The following is a 17343-nucleotide window of genomic DNA, read 5'->3' on the forward strand; positions in this document are numbered from 1 at the left end:
TGCTGGAGGGGGCGCCCGTCGCGTGAGACGAACGTGGTGCGCAGCGTCTCGTGCCGGCGGACCACCTCCGCGAAGGTGCGGCCCAGCACGCCCACGTCGAGCGCGCCCCGCAGACGGAGCGCGGCGGGCATGTTGAAGACGGACTGCCCCGGCTGGAGCTGGTCCATGAACCACAGCCGCTGCTGCGCGGAGGACACCTCCAGCAGCGCGTCCGAGCCCTCCGGACGGGGCAGGGGCTCCAGGGGCAGCGTCGCGCTCGGGCCGGATGCCGCGTCGATGCGCTCCGCGAGCCGGGCCACGGTGGGGGCCTCGAAGAAGGCGCGCAGGGGCAGTTCCACGCCGAGCTGCGCGCGCAGCCGCGTCACCACCTGGGTGGCCAGCAGCGAGTGCCCGCCCAGGAGGAAGAAGTCGTCGTGCAGGCCCACGCGCTCCACGTTGAGCACCTCGCGGAACACGGCCGCGAGCTGCTGCTGACGAGGCGTCTGGGGCTCCACGAAGCCCGCCTCGGTGGACGCGAAGTCCGGCACGGGCAGGGCCTTGCGGTCCACCTTGCCGTGGGACGACAGCGGCAGCGCCGCGAGCGCCACGAAGGCCGAGGGCACCATGTGCTCCGGCAGGTTCCGGCGCAGGTGCTCGCGCAGCGCGGCGGTGTCCACCTCCGCGGGCGTGACGTACGCCACGAGGCGCTTGTCGCCGGGCACGTCCTCGCGCACCACGGCCACCACCTCGCTGATGGAGGGCACGGCGCGCAGGGCGGCTTCGACTTCACCGAGCTCGATGCGGAAGCCGCGCACCTTGACCTGGAAGTCGATGCGGCCGAGGAAGTCCAGCGTGCCGTCCGCCTTCCAGCGCACCCGGTCACCGGAGCGGTACAGCCGGGTGCCCGGGGTGGAGGAGAACGGGTTGGGGACGAAGCGCTCGGCGGTGAGGTCCGGGCGGCCGAGGTAGCCGCGGGCCAGACCGTCGCCGCCGATGAACAGCTCCCCGGGCACGCCCACCGGCACCGGGCGCAGCGCCGCGTCCAGCACGTACACCTGGGTGTTGCTGATGGGCCGGCCGATGGAGACGGACTCGCCCACGGTGTCGCCGGGCGACAGCCGGTGCGCCGTGGTGACGGTGGTGACCTCCGTGGGGCCGTAGCCGTTGACCACGGAGCGGCCCTGCGCCAGACGCTCGCGCGCGCGGGGCGCGGGCATCACGTCGCCGCCGACCACGAGCTCCGCGACCCGGGCCATGGCCTCGGGCTGGTGCTGCTGCATCAGGTCGAAGACGGCGGTGGCGTTGACCATCGCCGTGACCTGGCGGTCGACGATGAGGCGCGCCAGCACCTCCACGTCCATCGCCTGCGGCGGGTAGACGACCAGTCGCGCGCCGTTCAGCAGCGCGCTCCAGATTTCGAGCGTGGACGGGTCGAAGGTCAGCGCGGTGAGCTGGAGGACGGTGTCCTCCGGCCCCACCTTCATGCAGGGCGAGCCGAACAGCAGGCGCAGCACGCCCCGGTGCGGCACGGCCACGCCCTTCGGCGTGCCCGTGGAGCCCGAGGTGTACGTGACGTACGCGAGGCTGTCCGTCACGGCGGGCGCCACGACGGGGGCCCCGGACTGACGCGCGACGGGCGCCCAGCCGGAGTCCAGGCTCACCACGGGCCGCGAGCTCACGGGCAGCACGGGCACCAGGGCCTGCTGCGTGAGCACCGCGGCGAGGCCCGCGTCCTCGAACAGGAACGCGAGGCGCTGCGTCGGGTACGCCGGGTCGAGCGGCACGTAGCAGCCGCCCGCCTTCAGGATGCCCAGCAGGCCGACGTACATCTCCAGGCCGCGCGTGAGGCACACGCCGACGCGAGGCTCCGCCCCCAGGTTCAGCGACAGCAGGTGGCGGGCGAGCTGGTTGGAGAGCGTGTCCAGCTCGGCGTAGGTGAGGGTGCGGCCCTCGCACTCCACGGCGATGGCGTCCGGGCGCATCCGGGCCTGCTCGGTGAAGAGCTGGTGCACGGTGGCGTGGGACGGGTAGTCGGCGCGCGTGTCGTTCCAGGCCACGAGGACCTGGTGACGCTCGGCCTCGCTCATCAGCGACAGCTCGCTGAGCCGGCGGCCCGCGTCCTGGACGATGTCACCCAGCAGCCGCTGGAAGTGCTCCGCCATGCGGCGCGCGGTGTCCTCGGTGAACAGGTCCAGGCTGTACTCGAGCCGGCCCTCCAGCCCGCCGTCCGCGTCCATCAGGGACAGCGAGATGTCGAACTTCGAGGTGGCCGTGGCGCTCGGGAGCAGCTCCGCCTTCATGCCCGCCAGCGACGGCGGCTGCATGGGCGCGTTCTGGAGGACGAAGAGCGACTGGAAGATGGGCGTGCGCGACAGGTCGCGCTCGCCGCCGAGCGTCTCCACCAGCCGGTCGAAGGGCACGTCCTGGTGGGCGAAGGCGCCCAGGGACTCGTCGCGCACGCGAGCGAGCAGCTCGGTGAAGCGCGGGTCTCCCGACAGGTCGCAGCGCAGGGCCAGCGTGTTGACGAAGAAGCCGATGAGGCCTTCCAGCTCCGGACGCGAGCGGTGGGCCACGGGCGTGCCCACGCAGAAGTCCGTCTGGCCCGAGTAGCGGGCCATCAGCGCCTGCCACGCGGCCATCAGCACCATGTAGAGCGTGGCGCCCTCGGCCTGGGCCAGCTTCTCCAGCTCGCGGACCTGCTCGGCCGGGAGCATGAGGAAGTGCGTGGCCCCGCGCAGGGTGCGCACGGCCGGACGCGGCGAGTCGGTGGGCAGCTCCAACGCGGAAGCCCCCTGCAGCCGGGAGCGCCACCACTGGACCTGCTCGTTGAGGGACTCGCCCTCCAGCACCTGCCGCTGCCACGCGGCGTAGTCGGCGTACTGCACCGGCAGCGGGGACAGCGTGGCCTCACGGCCCTCGGACAGGGCCTCGTAGAGGGCGGCCACCTCACGCACCAGCACGCCCATGGACCAGCCGTCCGAGACGATGTGGTGCATCGTCAAGAGCAGCGCGTGCTCCTCGGCGCCGGTGCGCACGAGCACCGTGCGCAGCAGCGGGCCATTCACGAGGTCGAACGCGTGGTGCGCCTCCTCGGACATGCGCTTCTTCAGGGCGGCGTCGCGCGTGGACGCGTCCAGCGTGCTCAGGTCCTCGACGGGCATGGGCCAGTGCGAGGGCGCGGCGTGGATGTGCTGCGAGGGCTCGCCATCACGGATGACGAACGTGGTGCGCAGCACCTCGTGGCGGCGGACAATCTCCGCGAAGGTGCGGCCCAGGACGTCCACGTTCATGGGGCCGGTCAGCCGCAGGGCGACCGTCACGTTGTAGACGGCCTGGCCCGGCTGGAGCTGCTCCAGGAACCAGAGGCGCTGCTGCGAGAAGGACAGCGGCAGCGCGCCCTCGCGGGACACGGGCACCAGCGGCGGCAGGTTCGTGCGCGGCGCGTTCGGGAGGAGTGCCTCCAGGTGCTCCGCGAGCAGGACGACGGTGGGCGCCTCGAAGACGGCGCGCAGGGACAGCTCCACCTTGAACTGCGCGCGCACGCGGGTGACGAGCTGCGTGGCCAGCAGCGAGTGGCCGCCCAGCTCGAAGAAGTCGTCGTGGGGACCGACGCGCTCCACGTTGAGCACCTCGCGGAACAGCGCCACGAGCTGCTGCTGGAGCGGGGTCAGCTCGCCCACCTCCACGGTGCTGGAGGACGAGAAGTCCGGCGCCGGCAGGGCCTTGCGGTCCACCTTGCCGTTGGGCGACAGGGGCAGGGTGTCCAGCGCGACGAACGCGGTGGGCACCATGTACTCGGGCAGTCGCTGCTTGAGGAACGTGCGCAGCTCCGTGGAGTCCACGTCCGCGGGCGTCACGTAGGCCACCAGCCGCTTGTCGCCGGGCACGTCCTCGCGAACCACCGCCACGGCTTCGGCCACGGCGGGGTGCAGGCGCACGGCGGCCTCGACCTCACCGAGTTCGATGCGGAAGCCACGCACCTTCACCTGGAAGTCCACGCGGCCCAGGAACTGGAGCGTGCCATCCGCCAGCCAGCGCACGCGGTCGCCGGAGCGGTACAGGCGGGCCCCCGGAGTGGAGGCGAACGGGTTGGGCACGAAGCGCTCGGCCGTCAGCTCCGGGCGGCCGAGGTAGCCACGGGCCAGACCGTCGCCGCCGATGAACAGCTCACCCGGCACGCCCACCGGCACCGGACGCAGCGTCTCGTCCAGCACGTACACCTGGGTGTTGCTGATGGGCCGACCGATGGAGACCGAGTCCTTCAGCTCGTCACCCGGAGACAGCCGGTGGGTGGCGGTGAAGGTGGTGCTCTCGGTGGGGCCGTAGCCGTTGATGAGGCTGCGACCCTGCGTCAGACGCTCGCGCACGCGCGGCACCGGCAGCACGTCGCCGCCCGCGAGCAGGCGCGGCACCCGGGCCAGGGCCTCGGGCTGATGCTGCTGCATCTGGTCGAAGAGGGCGGCGGTCAGCCACAGGACGGAGATCTGGTGGCGGGTGAGCGCCTGACCCAGCTCCGCGAGGTCCGGAGTGGACTGAGGGAAGAGGACCAGCCGTCCGCCGTGCAGCAGTGCGCCCCAGATTTCGAGCGTGGAGGCGTCGAAGGCGAGGGGAGCGAGCTGGAGGACGACCTCATCGGGTCCGAGCTGGACGAAGCTCGAACCGATGAGCAGACGCACCACGCCCCGGTGGGGAATGGCGACGCCCTTGGGCGTACCCGTGGAGCCGGAGGTGTACGTGACGTACGCGAGGCTCTCCGGGCTGACGCGCGCCTCCACGGCGTGCGTCGGCTGACGAGCAATCTGGTCCCACTCGGAGTCGAGGGAGACGAAGAGCTGGACACCGCCGGGCAGCTCGTCCTCCAGGGCCTCCTGGGTGAGGACGGCGGCGACGCCAGAGTCCTGCACCATGAAGGCCAGACGCTGGGCGGGGTAGGACGGGTCGAGCGGCACGTAGCAGCCACCCGCCTTCAGGATACCCAGCAGGGCGACGGGCAGATCGAGGCCGCGGTTGAGGAAGACACCGATGCGGGACTCGGCGCCCAGGCCCATCGAGCGCAGGTGGTGCGCGAGCTGGTTCGAGCGCGACTCCAGCTCCGCATACGTGAGCGTGCGCCCGTCGAACTCCACCGCCACGGACTGAGGCGAACGGCTCGCCTGCGCGGTGAACAGCGAGGCGATGGTGGCGTCGACGGGGTAGTCGGCGCGAGTGTCGTTCCAGGTGACGAGGACCTGATTGCGCTCGGCCTCGCTCATCAGCGGCAGCTCGCTGAGCCGGCATGCCGCGTTCTCCGCTGCGCCCTGGAACAGGCGCTGGAGGTGCTCCGCCATGCGGCGGACGGTGTCCTCGGTGAACAGGTCCAGGCTGTATTCGAGCTGGCCGTCCATCCCCCCGTCGCGCTCCGTGAGCGTCAGGGTGATGTCGAACTTCGCCGTCGCCGTGGCGCTCGGGAGGAGCTCCACGCGCACGCCCGGCAGCGAGGGCGGCTGCATGGGCGCGTTCTGCAGCGTGAAGGCGGCCTGGAACACCGGCGTGCGGGACAGGTCGCGCTCACCGCCGAGCGCCTCCACCAGCCGGTCGAAGGGCACGTCCTGGTGCGCGAAGGCGCCGAGCGCCTCCTCACGCACGCGGTCCACCAGCGTGGTGAAGGTCGGGTCCCCGTCCATCCGCGAGCGCAGGGCCAGCGTGTTGACGAAGACGCCGATGAGCCCTTCCAGCTCCGGACGCGAGCGGTGGGCCACGGGGGTGCCCACGCAGAAGTCCTTCTGCCCCGAGTACCGGGACAGCAGCGCCTGCCACCCGGCCATCAGCACCATGAACAGCGTGGCGCCCTGGGCCTGCGCCACCTTCTCCAGGGACGACCGCAGCGCCGGGGACAGGGTGAAGTAGTGCGTGGCGCCGTGCTGGCCGCGCGCCGCCGGGCGCGGCGAGTCCGTGGGCAGCTCCAGCGCGGGAGCCCCCTGGAGCCGCGAGCGCCACCATTCGACCTGCGCCGTCAGCGCCTCGCTTTCCAGCGCGCGGCGCTGCCACACCGCGTAGTCCGCGTATTGCACCGGCAGGGCGGGCAGGGTGGCCTCACGGCCCTGGGCCAGGGCCTCGTAGACGGCGGCCACCTCGCGCACCAGCACGCCCATGGACCAGCCGTCCGAGACGATGTGGTGCATGCACAGCACCAGCACGTACCCGTCCGCGGCCGTGCGCAGCAGCACGGTGCGAAGCAGGGGGCCGTGCTCCAGGTCGAAGACGCGGTGGGCCTCCTCGGTGAAGCGCCGCTGCACGGCGGCCTCACGCGCGGACATCTCCAGCGCGCTCAGGTCCTCCACGGGCAGCAGCCACTCCGCCGGAGCCGGCTGGATGCGCTGTACGGGCCGGCCGTCGCGGGACACGAAGGTGGTGCGCAGCGCCTCGTGGCGGCGGACCACCTCCGCGAAGGTGCGGCTCAGCACGCCCACGTCCAGGGGCCCCGTCAGCCGCAGGGCCACGGGGATGTTGTACGCGAGCTGTCCCGGCTGGAGCTGCTCCAGGAACCACAGCCGCTGCTGCGCGAAGGACAGCTCCAGCGAGGACTCGTCCCCGCGAGGCAGCCGCTCCAGCGGCGGGCCCGCGACGGCGGCCGGAGTCGACGCCCCCTGGATGCGCTCGGCGAGGAGCGCCACGGTGGGGGACTCGAAGAGGGCGCGCAGGGACAGCTCCGCCTTGAACTGCGTGCGAAGCCGCGTCACGACCTGCGTGGCCAGCAGTGAGTGTCCGCCCAGGGCGAAGAAGTCGTCATTCGCGCCCACGCGGTTCTGGCCGAGCACCTCCGCGAAGATGCGGGCCACCGTCTCCTCGGCGGGCGTGCGCGGCGCGACGTACTCGTCCTCGATGACGATGCGGTCCGCCTCGGGCGCGGGCAGCGCGCTCCGGGCCACCTTCCCGCTGGGCGTCAGCGGCAGCGAGGGCAGCACCACGAAGGCCGACGGCACCATGTGCGGCGGCAGCTTCTCCATCAGCGCCTGACGGATGCGCGACACCTCGCGAGCGCTCCGGGCGCCTCGCAGCGGGTCATTCGCCAGCCGATCCAACGGCATCGACTCGCGGGCCTCCGGCAGCATGTCGATGGCCGCGCCCTCGCCAGGACGCGTGAAGACCACGTCCACCGAGCCATCCGCGTACGCGGACGCCCAGCTCACGCGCGTCTCGTAGCCCAGGGCTCCACCGAGCGCGTACAGGTCCTCCGGCTCCACGCCGCGGGAACCCGGCCAGTCGCGCAGCACCTCGCGCAGGGCGACCACCGTGGGCGGCCGGCCCGTGCCGGTGAGCAGCTCGACGAGGCGCGCGTCGTCCAGCACGCGCGCGTTCGGCAGCCGCCGCACGGCCAGCATCTCGGGCTTCGACTCCAGCCGTTCGCGCAGCGTCTCCAGGGTGAACGCGCTGCCGTCCACCCACTCGGGCTGGACGGGCTTCGGCGCGCCCTCCGCGTTCCCCACGTGGAGGATGACCTCGTAGCGGAAGCGGGTCAGCTCGTTGTCGTAGCGGCCGTGCTTGGGCAGCACCTCCACCCGGGTGATGCCGGGCACGTGCTCCACCAGCGAGGTGTAGAACGTGGGCGAGACGACCAGCTCTTCCTCGGCCAGCACGTCGCGCTGCACGCGGTACAGCAGCTGCGCGGAGGACAGGTTGCCCGGCGCGCGGTGCAGGCGGATGGACGCGCGGAAGGCGTTCAGCAGCGCCAGGTTGCGCACGTCGCCCAGGAAGATGCGGCCGCCGGGGCGCACCATCTTCACCGCGCCGCGAATCACCTGGAACAGGTAGTCCGCGCTCGGGAAGTACTGGAGCACCGAGTTGCAGATGACGGTGTCGAACGAGCCCGGCTCGATGCCGGACAGGTCGTCCACCGGCCGGTGCAGCAGCTTCACGGAGGCGAGCGCGTCACCCATCCGCTCACGCTGGCGCTCGATGCGGTCCAGCGCCGGCTTCGCGAAGTCGAGCGCCCAGTACGCCTCGCAGCGCGGGGCCAGCCGGTACAGGAGGAGGCCCGTGCCGCACCCCAGCTCCAGGATGCGCCGGGGCTTCAGCGCCAGAATCTGCCGCACGGTGGTGTCTACCCACTCGCGCATCTGCGCGGTGGGCAGCGCGCCCCCGGTGTAGCTGTCATTCCATCCGGAGATGTCGAACGTCGGGTCCTCGCTGCGCTCGCCCTCCGTGTAGGTCTCGTCGTAGACGGCCTTCCACTGGGACAGCTGATCCACCGGACCCGAGTCCTTCAGGTCGCCCAGCACGAGGTACGCCGCGAGCCGCTTGTCGCCGGGCGAGTCCTCGCGCGCCATCACCACCGCCTCGCGCACGGACGGGTGCGTGGTGAGCGTGGATTCAATCTCCCCCAGCTCGATGCGGAAGCCGCGGATCTTCACCTGGTTGTCGATGCGGCCCAGGTACTCCAAATCTCCATTCGGCAGGCGCCGCGCCAGGTCTCCGGCGCGGTACAGCTTGCGGCCCGGCACCGGCCCGAAGCGGTCCTCCACGAAGCGGGCGGACGTCAGGTCCGGGCGGCGCAGGTAGCCGCGCGCCACGCCGTAACCACCGACGTGAATCTCACCGGGCACGCCCACCGGTACGGGCTGGCCGGCGGAGTCGAGCAGGTAGATCTGCAGGTCCGGGATGGGGCAGCCGATGACGCTGGACCACGGCCGGTCCAGGTCCGCCATCCGCACCGGGCGGTACGTGACGTGGACCGTCGTCTCGGTGATGCCGTACATGTTGACGAGCGTCGGGCGCTCGTCGCCATGGCGCTCGAACCACGGGCGCAGGGCGGCCAGGTCCAGCGCCTCGCCGCCGAAGATGACGTAGCGCAGCGCCAGCTCGGGCGCGTTGCCGCGGGCCACGGCCTGCTGCTCGGCGTGGATGAGCTGGCGGAACGCGGTGGGCGTCTGGTTGAGGACGGTGACGGCCTCGTCGGCCAGCAGCTTGTGGAACGACTCCGGCGAGCGGCTCACCCAGTACGGCACCACCACCAGCCGGCCGCCGTAGAGCAGCGCGCCCCACAGCTCCCAGACGGAGAAGTCGAACGCGTACGAGTGGAACAGCGTCCAGACATCCCGCGGGCCGAAGTGGAACCAGTGGTCCGTCGCGGTGAAGAGGCGCACCACGTTGTCGTGCTGCACCATGCAGCCCTTGGGGCGGCCGGTGGAGCCGGACGTGTAGATGACGTACGCGAGGTCCGTCGGCGCGTTGCACCGGGGCGGCCTCGGGGCGGTGACGTTGTCGGCCGAGGCGAAGACCTCGTCCACGCGCACCACGGCGGCGGCGCCGGACTCGGGCACGCGGTCACCGAGCGAGGACTGCGTCACCAGGACGGGGGCCTGGGCGTCCTCCAGCATGAAGGCGAGCTGCTCGCGCGGGTACGACGGGTCGATGGGCAGGTACGCGCCACCGGCCTTGAGGATGCCCAGCAGGGTGACGACGAGGTCCAGGCTGCGCTCCAGGCACACGCCCACGAGCACGTCCGGGCCCACGCCATGGCGCAGCAGCACGTGCGCCAGCTTGTTGGCGCGCCCGTCCAGCTCCCGGTACGTCAGGTGCCGTCCCTCATAGGTGACGGCGATGGCGTCCGGCGAGCGGTCCACCTGCGCCTCGAAGCGCTCCACCAGGGTGCCGTCGCGCGAGGCGTCCATGCGCGGGTTCCACGCGTGGAGGACGTGCTGGCGCTCGGCTTCGGGCATCAGCGGCAGCTCCGCGAGCCGCTGCGTCGGGGCCTCCACCATGCCGCCGATGACCACCTCCAGGTGGCCCAGCAGCCGGTCAATGGTCTCCGCGTCGAAGAGGTCCGAGGCGTACTTGCAGCCGATGAGCAGGCCGTCCGGGCCGTGCTTCGCCTCGAACGTCAGGTCCAGCTCGGTGGTGCGGTTGTCGAGCAGCGACACGTCGACCGTCACCCCGCCGCCCGCGGGCATCCCGTGCGGGATGTCGTAGTCGTCGAGGACGAAGACGACGTTGTACAGCTCGCGCCGCTGCGAGCCGGGCGCCACGGTCGCGAGCACGTGGTCGAACGGCACATGGCCGTGCGTCAGCGCGCCCAGCGTGCTCGCCTTCACCGCGGAGAGCAGGCCCGTCACCGTGGCCTCGGCCGGCACGCGCACGCGCAGCGGGACGAAGTTGCTGCAATCACCCACCAGCGTCTGGATGCCCGGAATGTCGCGGCCGGAGATGGCCGAGCCGAGCACGAAGTCCGCCTGTCCGCTCCAGCGGTGAAGCACGGTGGACAGCGCGGCCACGACGGTCATGAACGGCGTGGCGCCCTCGCGGCGGCCGAGCGCGTGCAGCTTCGTCATCAGCGACGCGGGCAGCAGGCGCGAGCGGCGGGCACCGTGGAAGGACAGCCGGGGCGGCCGGGGCCGGTCGGTGGGCAGCGCCAGCAGCGACGGCGCGTCCGCGAGCGCCTGCTTCCACCACGTCAGCTCCTTGCCCAGGGCCTTGGGGGTGAGGTGCGCGCGCTGCCACGCGGAGAAGTCCGCGTACTGGAGCTCCGGCTCCGGCAGGGGAGAGGGGCGCCCTTCCGCGAAGGCCGCATGCAGCGTGGCCAGCTCGCGCACCATGAGGCCCACGGACCAGCCGTCCGCGACGAGGTGGTGCACGGACACGACGAGCACGTGGTCATCCGGCGCGAAGCGCAGCAGCGTGCAGCGCAGCAGCGGGCCGGTACCCATGTCCATGGGCGTCTTGCCGTCCAGCGCGGCCTGCGCGTCCAGCACGGACTGGCGCGCCTCGGGCGAGGTGCCCGTCACATCCACGCGCGACAGGGGCACGGGGGCCGGGGCCTGGACGTGCTGCCGCAGCTCGCCGTGGTGCGACGAGAAGGTGGTGCGCAGCACCTCGTGGCGCCGCACCAGCTCCGCCAGGGCGCGCTCCAGCGCGGACACGTCCAGCGCCCCCTTCAGCGAGAGCGCCAGGGGGATGTGGTACGCGGTGGAGGTCGGCTCGAGCTGCTGGATGAACCACAGCCGCTGCTGGGCGAAGGACGCGGGAATCGCCGCGGCCATGTCCTGCCTGCGGCGCAGCGGAGGCAGCGCGGGAGCCCCGGCGCCGCCGGAGCGGGCAATCGACTCCGCGAGCCCCTTCAGGCTCAGGTCCTGCAGCAGCGCGGCGGCGGAGACGCGCACGCCGAGCCGCTTCTCGATGCGTCCCTGGAGGTCCGCGGCGCCGAGCGAGTCCATGCCCAGCCGGGTGAGCGGCGCGTCCGCGTCCTGGCGCGCGGCGTCCGGGCCGAGCACGGCCACCACCTCTTCGCGCAGGGCCTGGAGGAGCTCCTCCGTCGCGGCCGAGGGTTCCGGCATGGCCTGGATAGGCGCGGGCGCGGCCGGCTGTGACACCGGGGCCGTCGCATCGGTGCGCCACAGCACGGGCAGCTCACCCGAGGCGAGTCCGGCGCGGCAGGCGTAGCGCTGAATCTTCCCGCTCGACGTCTTGGGCACGGCGCCCGGGGGCAGCAGCGCGAGGGTGTGGGGCTGCACCTCCAGCTCGCGCGCGATGGCCTGCCGCAGGGTGTCCGCCACGGCCTCCAGGGCCGCCGGATCCGCGGCCTCGGCCAGCTCGCGGCCCACCTCCGCCACCACCGCGAGCGCCTCGCCCGCCGGCGTCTCCACGGAGAACGCCGCCACGTTGCCGGGCCGCACGCGCTTGTGCGCGCGCTCCACCACGGCCTCCACGTCCTGCGGGTACAGGTTGCGGCCGCGCAGGATGATGAGGTCCTTGCGCCGGCCGGTGACGATGAGCTGCCCGTCCTCCAGCAGCAGGCCCAGGTCACCCGTGCGCAGGTACTTCGGCCCGTCCTCCGCGCCCACGGGGACGGCCTGGAACGTCTCCGCGCTCTGCTCCGGCTTGCGCCAGTAGCCCTTCGCGACGCTCTGCCCGGACACCCAGATTTCGCCCACCTGGCCGGGCTCGCACGGCACGCGCGACTCGGGGTTCACCACCAGCAGGCGCTGCTCCTGGAGCGTCGCGCCGCAGCCGACATGCGTCCGCGCGCCCTCGGCGCCGGCCTCCGCGCGCACGCCGCGGCCCTTCGACAGCGCGGCGTCATCCAGCAGGTGCACGCGCGGCAAGCGGCCCTTCTCCTCGCCGGTGACGATGAGGGTGCCCTCGGCCAGCCCGTAGCACGGGTAGAAGGCCTCGCGGCGGAAGCCCGCGGGCGCGAACACCTCCGCGAAGCGGTCCAGCGTGGCGGCGCGGATGGGCTCCGCGCCGGTGAAGGCCAGCTCCCACGCGCTCAGGTCCAGCGACTGGATTTCCTCGGGCGTGGCCCGGCGCGCGCACAGCTCGTACGCGAAGTTGGGGCCGCCGCTGACGGTGCCCTTGAAGCGGGACACGGCCTCCAGCCAGCGCATGGGGCGCTGGAGGAAGGACATGGGCGACATCAGCGCCACATGGAAGCCCGCGTACAGCGGCTGGAGGATGCCGCCGATGAGGCCCATGTCGTGGTACGGCGGCAGCCAGATGACGCCCACGCTGTCGTCGCGCACCTGGAACGCGCCGGCGATGAGCCCCAGGTTGTGCAGCAGGTTGGTGTGGCTGAGCATCACCCCCTTGGGCGTGCCCGTGGAGCCGGAGGTGTACTGGAGGAAGGCCAGCGAGTCCGGGCCCACGTCCGGCTCGCGCCAGTCACGCTCGCCGCCCGCGGGCAGCTCGTCCGTGGCCAGCCACTGCAGCGCGCGGAAGTCCGGCGCCTGCTCGAAGACGAAGTCCGCCAGCGAGAGGATGCCCGACGTGGTGAGCACCACCGTCGCCTCGGCGTCCTGGATGATGGCGCGCAGGCGGGGCAGGGTGCGCTCCAGCCGCACCGGGTCCGGCGGATACGCGGGCACCGCGATGGCTCCCGCGTAGAGGCAGCCGAAGAAGCCCGCGACGTAGTCCAACCCCGGCGGGTACAGCAGCAGCACGCGCTGCCCCACCGCCCCTCGCGCCTGGAGCGCGGCCGCGATGCGTTGCGCGCGCTCGTGCAGCTCGCGAGCGCTGAAAGCCACTTCCTCGCCTTCGGAATCGCCGAGGAACGTGTACTGCCGTTCGTCTGCCTTGGCTCCAGAGGCGCGGTGGAACAGGACGTCGTTGAGGGTTCGGAAGTTGTGGGCTCGCATGAAGCTGCGCTCGTCGGTCCAGTTGAAAGACGCGGCGGCCTATATCAGGCCCTGCCGACGTTTAAAGACTGGACATATCTGGCGCAGAGTTACCCCTGCTCTGGATTTGCGCTCAGAGCGGAGCAATCCGTTTCGCTAGCAGGCGAGCGGCCTAGGCCCTTCCGAACAAGCCTTTGAGCCAGCCCATGAAACCCTTTTGTTTCGGGGCCGTTGCTGCAACGGCGGGAACAGGGTGTACGGGCGGTGGTGCCTGGGTGGTCCCGCGTGCGGGCGTGTGCTTCGGCGCCGCTGCGGGTGCGTTCGTCGCGGTGGATGGAGCTCCGTTCGTGGCGGGCGCCCTTACCGGAGCCGCGGGGCCGGTGGCCACAGCCCCCGCGTGAGCCGCTGGCGCGTGCGCGCCTTCTGCTTCGAGCTGCGACAACTTCGCCTTCACGACCTCCGGAGTCGCACGCGTGTTGAAGGTGCTCGTCACTTCGCGTCCGGTGGACGTCTCACGCGCCGTCACCTTGAGGAGCGACTCGTTGTTCACCTCGAAGGTGATGGCCACCTGCACGCCGCCGCGCGGCTTCCTGGGCAGGCCGGTGAGCTTGATGGTCCCGAGGAATTCGTTGTCCGCCGCCTTGTCGGAGTCGCCCTGCAACACCGTCAGCTCCAGCTCCGTCTGGTCATCCCGGTGCGTGGCCACGGTGTAGCTCTTGGTGGAGGGCAGCGAGAGGTTGCGCTCCAGCACCGGCTTGAAGCGCCCACCGGGCAGCCCCACGCCAATGGCCATGGGCAGCACGTCGATGAGCACCACGCCCTCGAGCTGGCCCAGGCTGTGCGCCAGGAGCGCCGCGCCCAGGGCCACCGCCTCGTCCGGGTGGACGCCCTTGCTGGGCGGCTTGCCGAAGAACCGGGTGATCTTCTCGTGCACCAGCGGGAAGCGGCTCTGGCCACCGACGAGGATGACCTCGTCCACGTCCTTGGGGCCCAGGCCCTTCGTCTTCAGCACCTCTTCACAGACGCGGACGGTGCGGTCGACGAGCCCCTCGGTCAGCTCGATGAGCTTCTGGCGCGTGAGCGTGACGTCGAGGTCGTACGGCTTGTCGTCGATCATCGTCACGAAGGCCACGTGCACCCGCATCTCCGAGCGCTCGGACAGCGCGCACTTGGCGCGCTCCGCCGCGTCGTTGATGCGCTGCATGGCCACGCGGTCGCCCTGGAAGGGCCGGCCCGTCTTCTTCTGGAACTCCTCCAGGAGGTACGCGACGATGGCGTTGTCGAAGTCGAGACCGCCGAGGAACGTGTCACCGCCGGTGGAGATGACCTCGTAGACGTTGTCGCTCAGCTCCAGCACGGACGCGTCGAACGTGCCGCCGCCCAGGTCGTACACCAGCACGCGCTGGTTCAGCTTGCGGCCGTAGCCGTACGCCAGCGCCGCCGCCGTGGGCTCGTTGAGGATGCGCTCCACGTACAGGCCGGCCAGCTTCCCGGCCTCGCGCACCGCCTGGCGCTGGTTGTCGTTGTAGTAGGCGGGGACGGTGACGACCGCGCGGGACACCAGATGGCCGAGCTGGTTCTGCGCCACCTCGCGCACCTCGCGCAGGATGAGCGCGGAGATCTGCTGCAGCGTGTAGACGCGGTCTCCCAGCTTCACGCCCGCGTCCCCGTTGGCGCCGGGGATGATTTCGTAGTGGAAGCGGTCCTTGATGTGCTCCACCACGGGCGACGCGTAGGGCCGCCCCACCAGCCGCTTGGCGCCGTACACCGTCTGCCGGGGGTTGGTGAGCATCTGCCCCTTGGCGGGGTGGCCCACCACCAGCTTGCCGCGCGTGTTGACGGCGATGATGGAGGGCACGGTGTTGTGGCCCTCGCGGCTGGGCAGCACCCCGGGCCGCCCGTTGCGCACGAGCGCCGCGCAGGAGTTCGTCGTCCCCAGGTCGATGCCGATGACGGGGCCCGTGCGCTTGGGCTCCTCCGTCGTCAGTCCCAGCGCCTCGTCCGTCATCATCACCGGACCGGCCGGCGCCGCGGGGGCCGCCTGCGCGGGAGCCCGGCCCGGAGTCCCAGCGGCCGGGGCTCCGCCCGCCGGAGCGCCCGCCGCCGGGGCAGGGGAGACGGTCGCCACCGGAGGCGCCGTGGGTGGGACGGTGTAGTCAGCCGGGCCCACCCCGTTGGGGACCGGCGGGGTGTCCGACTGGGCGTGAGGCAGGGTGACGACGGCGGAGTCGAGGAAGCGCCGGGTCTGCGGATCCACGTTCAGGAAGCGCAGGCCCATGCCCACGACGCCCTGGCCGCCCTGTCCGGTGACGAAGTGGACGACGGCGGAGGCGTAGATGATCCGCTCGCCGCCCGCCAGCCGGAGGTCCAGGGTGACAGCCGTTCCAGGAGGCTTCACCGCGCGGGCGCGCAGGTAGATGCCGCCGCGGGTGATGTTGCCCCCGTATTTCGCCAGGAACTCCTCGGGCGTCGCGAAGGGCAGCTTCACGACCAGCCCGACCGCAGCCTGATTCGATTCCGTCAAAGCCGGTTCCCGAGACGAGAGGGTAGAGACATCGGGATTATCGCCCGAAGTCCGAGGGAACGGGCGTCAAAAAGACACCCCTTCTCCGTTGCGCACTGGCAGCGTACCTCGTATGGAACCGCACCCGCAGGCGCTGGTGCCCGGCGGGTAATTCATGCCCCGGGAGCGCCGCTCATGCTGAACCCCGATATCCGGCTCGCCCTCACCTTTGACGATGTCCTGCTGTTGCCGGCCGAGAGCTCGGTCGTCCCCAAGGACGTCGACCTGACGACCCGGCTCACCCGTAACATCCGCCTGAACATCCCCCTGCTGTCCGCCGCCATGGACACGGTAACGGAAGCCCGTACCGCCATCGCCATGGCCCAGGAAGGTGGGATTGGCGTCATCCACAAGAACATGACGCCCGAGCAGCAGGCGCTCGAGGTGCTCAAGGTCAAGAAGTTCGAGAGCGGAATGGTGGTGGACCCCGTCACCATCGACCCGGACGCTCCGTTGGGTCGGGTGCTGGAGCTGATGCGGCAGCACGGCGTGTCCGGCATCCCCGTGGTGAAGGGGCGGCGCCTCGTCGGCATCGTCACCAGCCGCGACGTGCGCTTCGAGACCAACTTCACCCAGAAGGTGGAGGCGGTGATGACGCGCAAGCTCGTCACCGGCCGCGAGGGCATCAGCCAGGACGAGGCCCAGAAGCTGCTCCACGAGCACCGCATCGAGAAGCTCCTCATCGTCAACGACGCGTTCGAGCTCAAGGGCCTCATCACCATCAAGGACATCGAGAAGCGCAAGACGCACCCGAACGCGGCGAAGGACGCCAAGGGCCGCCTGCTGTGCGCCGCCGCCGTGGGCGTGTCCGCGGACCGCGAGGCCCGCATCGACGCGCTCATCCGCGCGGGCGTGGACGTCATCGTGGTGGACACGGCGCACGGCCACTCGCGCGGCGTGGTGGACGGCGTGCGTGACACGCGGAAGAACTTCCGCGGCTTCGACCTCATCGCCGGCAACGTGGCCACCGCCGAGGCGACGCGCGCGCTCATTGAGGCGGGCGTGGACGCGGTGAAGGTGGGCATCGGCCCCGGCTCCATCTGCACCACGCGCGTGGTGGCCGGCGTGGGCGTGCCTCAAATCACCGCGGTGGACGACTGTGTCCGCGAGGCGGAGAAGGCCGGCATCCCCATCATCTCCGACGGCGGCATCAAGTACTCGGGCGACATCGTCAAGGCGCTCGCCGCGGGTGCCAGCACGGTGATGATCGGCTCGCTCTTCGCGGGCACCGAGGAGGCCCCCGGCGACGTCATCCTGTACCAGGGCCGCAGCTACAAGAGCTACCGCGGCATGGGCAGCCTGGGCGCCATGAAGCAGGGCGCCAAGGACCGCTACTTCCAGTCGGAAGTGGACGCCGTGAAGCTGGTGCCCGAGGGCATCGAGGGCCGCGTCCCCTACAAGGGCACGCTCGCCATGAACGTGCACCAGATGCTCGGCGGCATCCGCAGCGGCATGGGCTACGTGGGCTGCCGCACCATCGACGAGCTCCGTCACAAGGCCACCTTCGTGCGGATCACGTCGGCCGGGCTCAAGGAGAGCCACGTGCACGACGTCATCATCACCGAGGAGGCGCCGAACTACCGCGTGGAGTAGCGGCCGTCTCTCCCGAGCGAGGCCCGCGTCGCCGGGCCCTCCTCGCGGGGGCTGGCCCGAAGCCAGCGGCCCCGGACAGGGCGTCCTGGTGGGCGCCCGCCGCGGCTCCGAGTCCGGCGGCAT

General features: G+C 71.6%; 3 protein-coding genes (1 of these 3 only partly in view). 1 reads left to right on the plus strand and 2 read right to left on the minus strand.

Annotation, left to right across the window (positions count from 1 at the left end):
* Together HG543_RS01775 and HG543_RS01780 are read right to left on the minus strand one after the other, a co-directional pair.
* A protein-coding gene (locus HG543_RS01775) for a non-ribosomal peptide synthase/polyketide synthase (RefSeq protein WP_169342868.1) crosses the window boundary here: on the minus strand, positions 1 to 13085 show its 5' end (the start). It extends 30316 nt beyond the left edge of the window; the window shows 13085 of its 43401 coding nt (coding positions 1–13085); its start codon is at positions 13083 to 13085; the stop codon falls past the left edge of the window.
* A 151-nt stretch (positions 13086 to 13236) separates the two neighbouring features.
* Positions 13237 to 15588, minus strand: a complete 2352-nt coding sequence (locus HG543_RS01780) for a TIGR02266 family protein (RefSeq protein ID WP_169342877.1) — start codon at positions 15586 to 15588, stop codon at positions 13237 to 13239.
* 174 nt (positions 15589 to 15762) lie between these two features.
* Here HG543_RS01780 and guaB point away from each other — a divergent pair, with 174 nt between their 5' ends.
* On the plus strand, positions 15763 to 17220 hold the full coding sequence (guaB, locus tag HG543_RS01785; protein WP_169342878.1) for an IMP dehydrogenase: 1458 nt from the start codon (positions 15763 to 15765) through the stop codon (positions 17218 to 17220).
* The last annotated feature ends 123 nt before the right edge of the window (positions 17221 to 17343 follow it).

The sequence above is a fragment of the Pyxidicoccus fallax genome, assembly GCF_012933655.1.
GTDB lineage: Bacteria > Myxococcota > Myxococcia > Myxococcales > Myxococcaceae > Myxococcus > Myxococcus fallax.

What these genes read in the sequence shown, in the direction of transcription:
- guaB (WP_169342878.1), top strand. Translation starts at nt 15,763, where the DNA reads ATGCTGAACCCCGATATCCGGCTCGCCCTCACCTTTGACGATGTCCTG.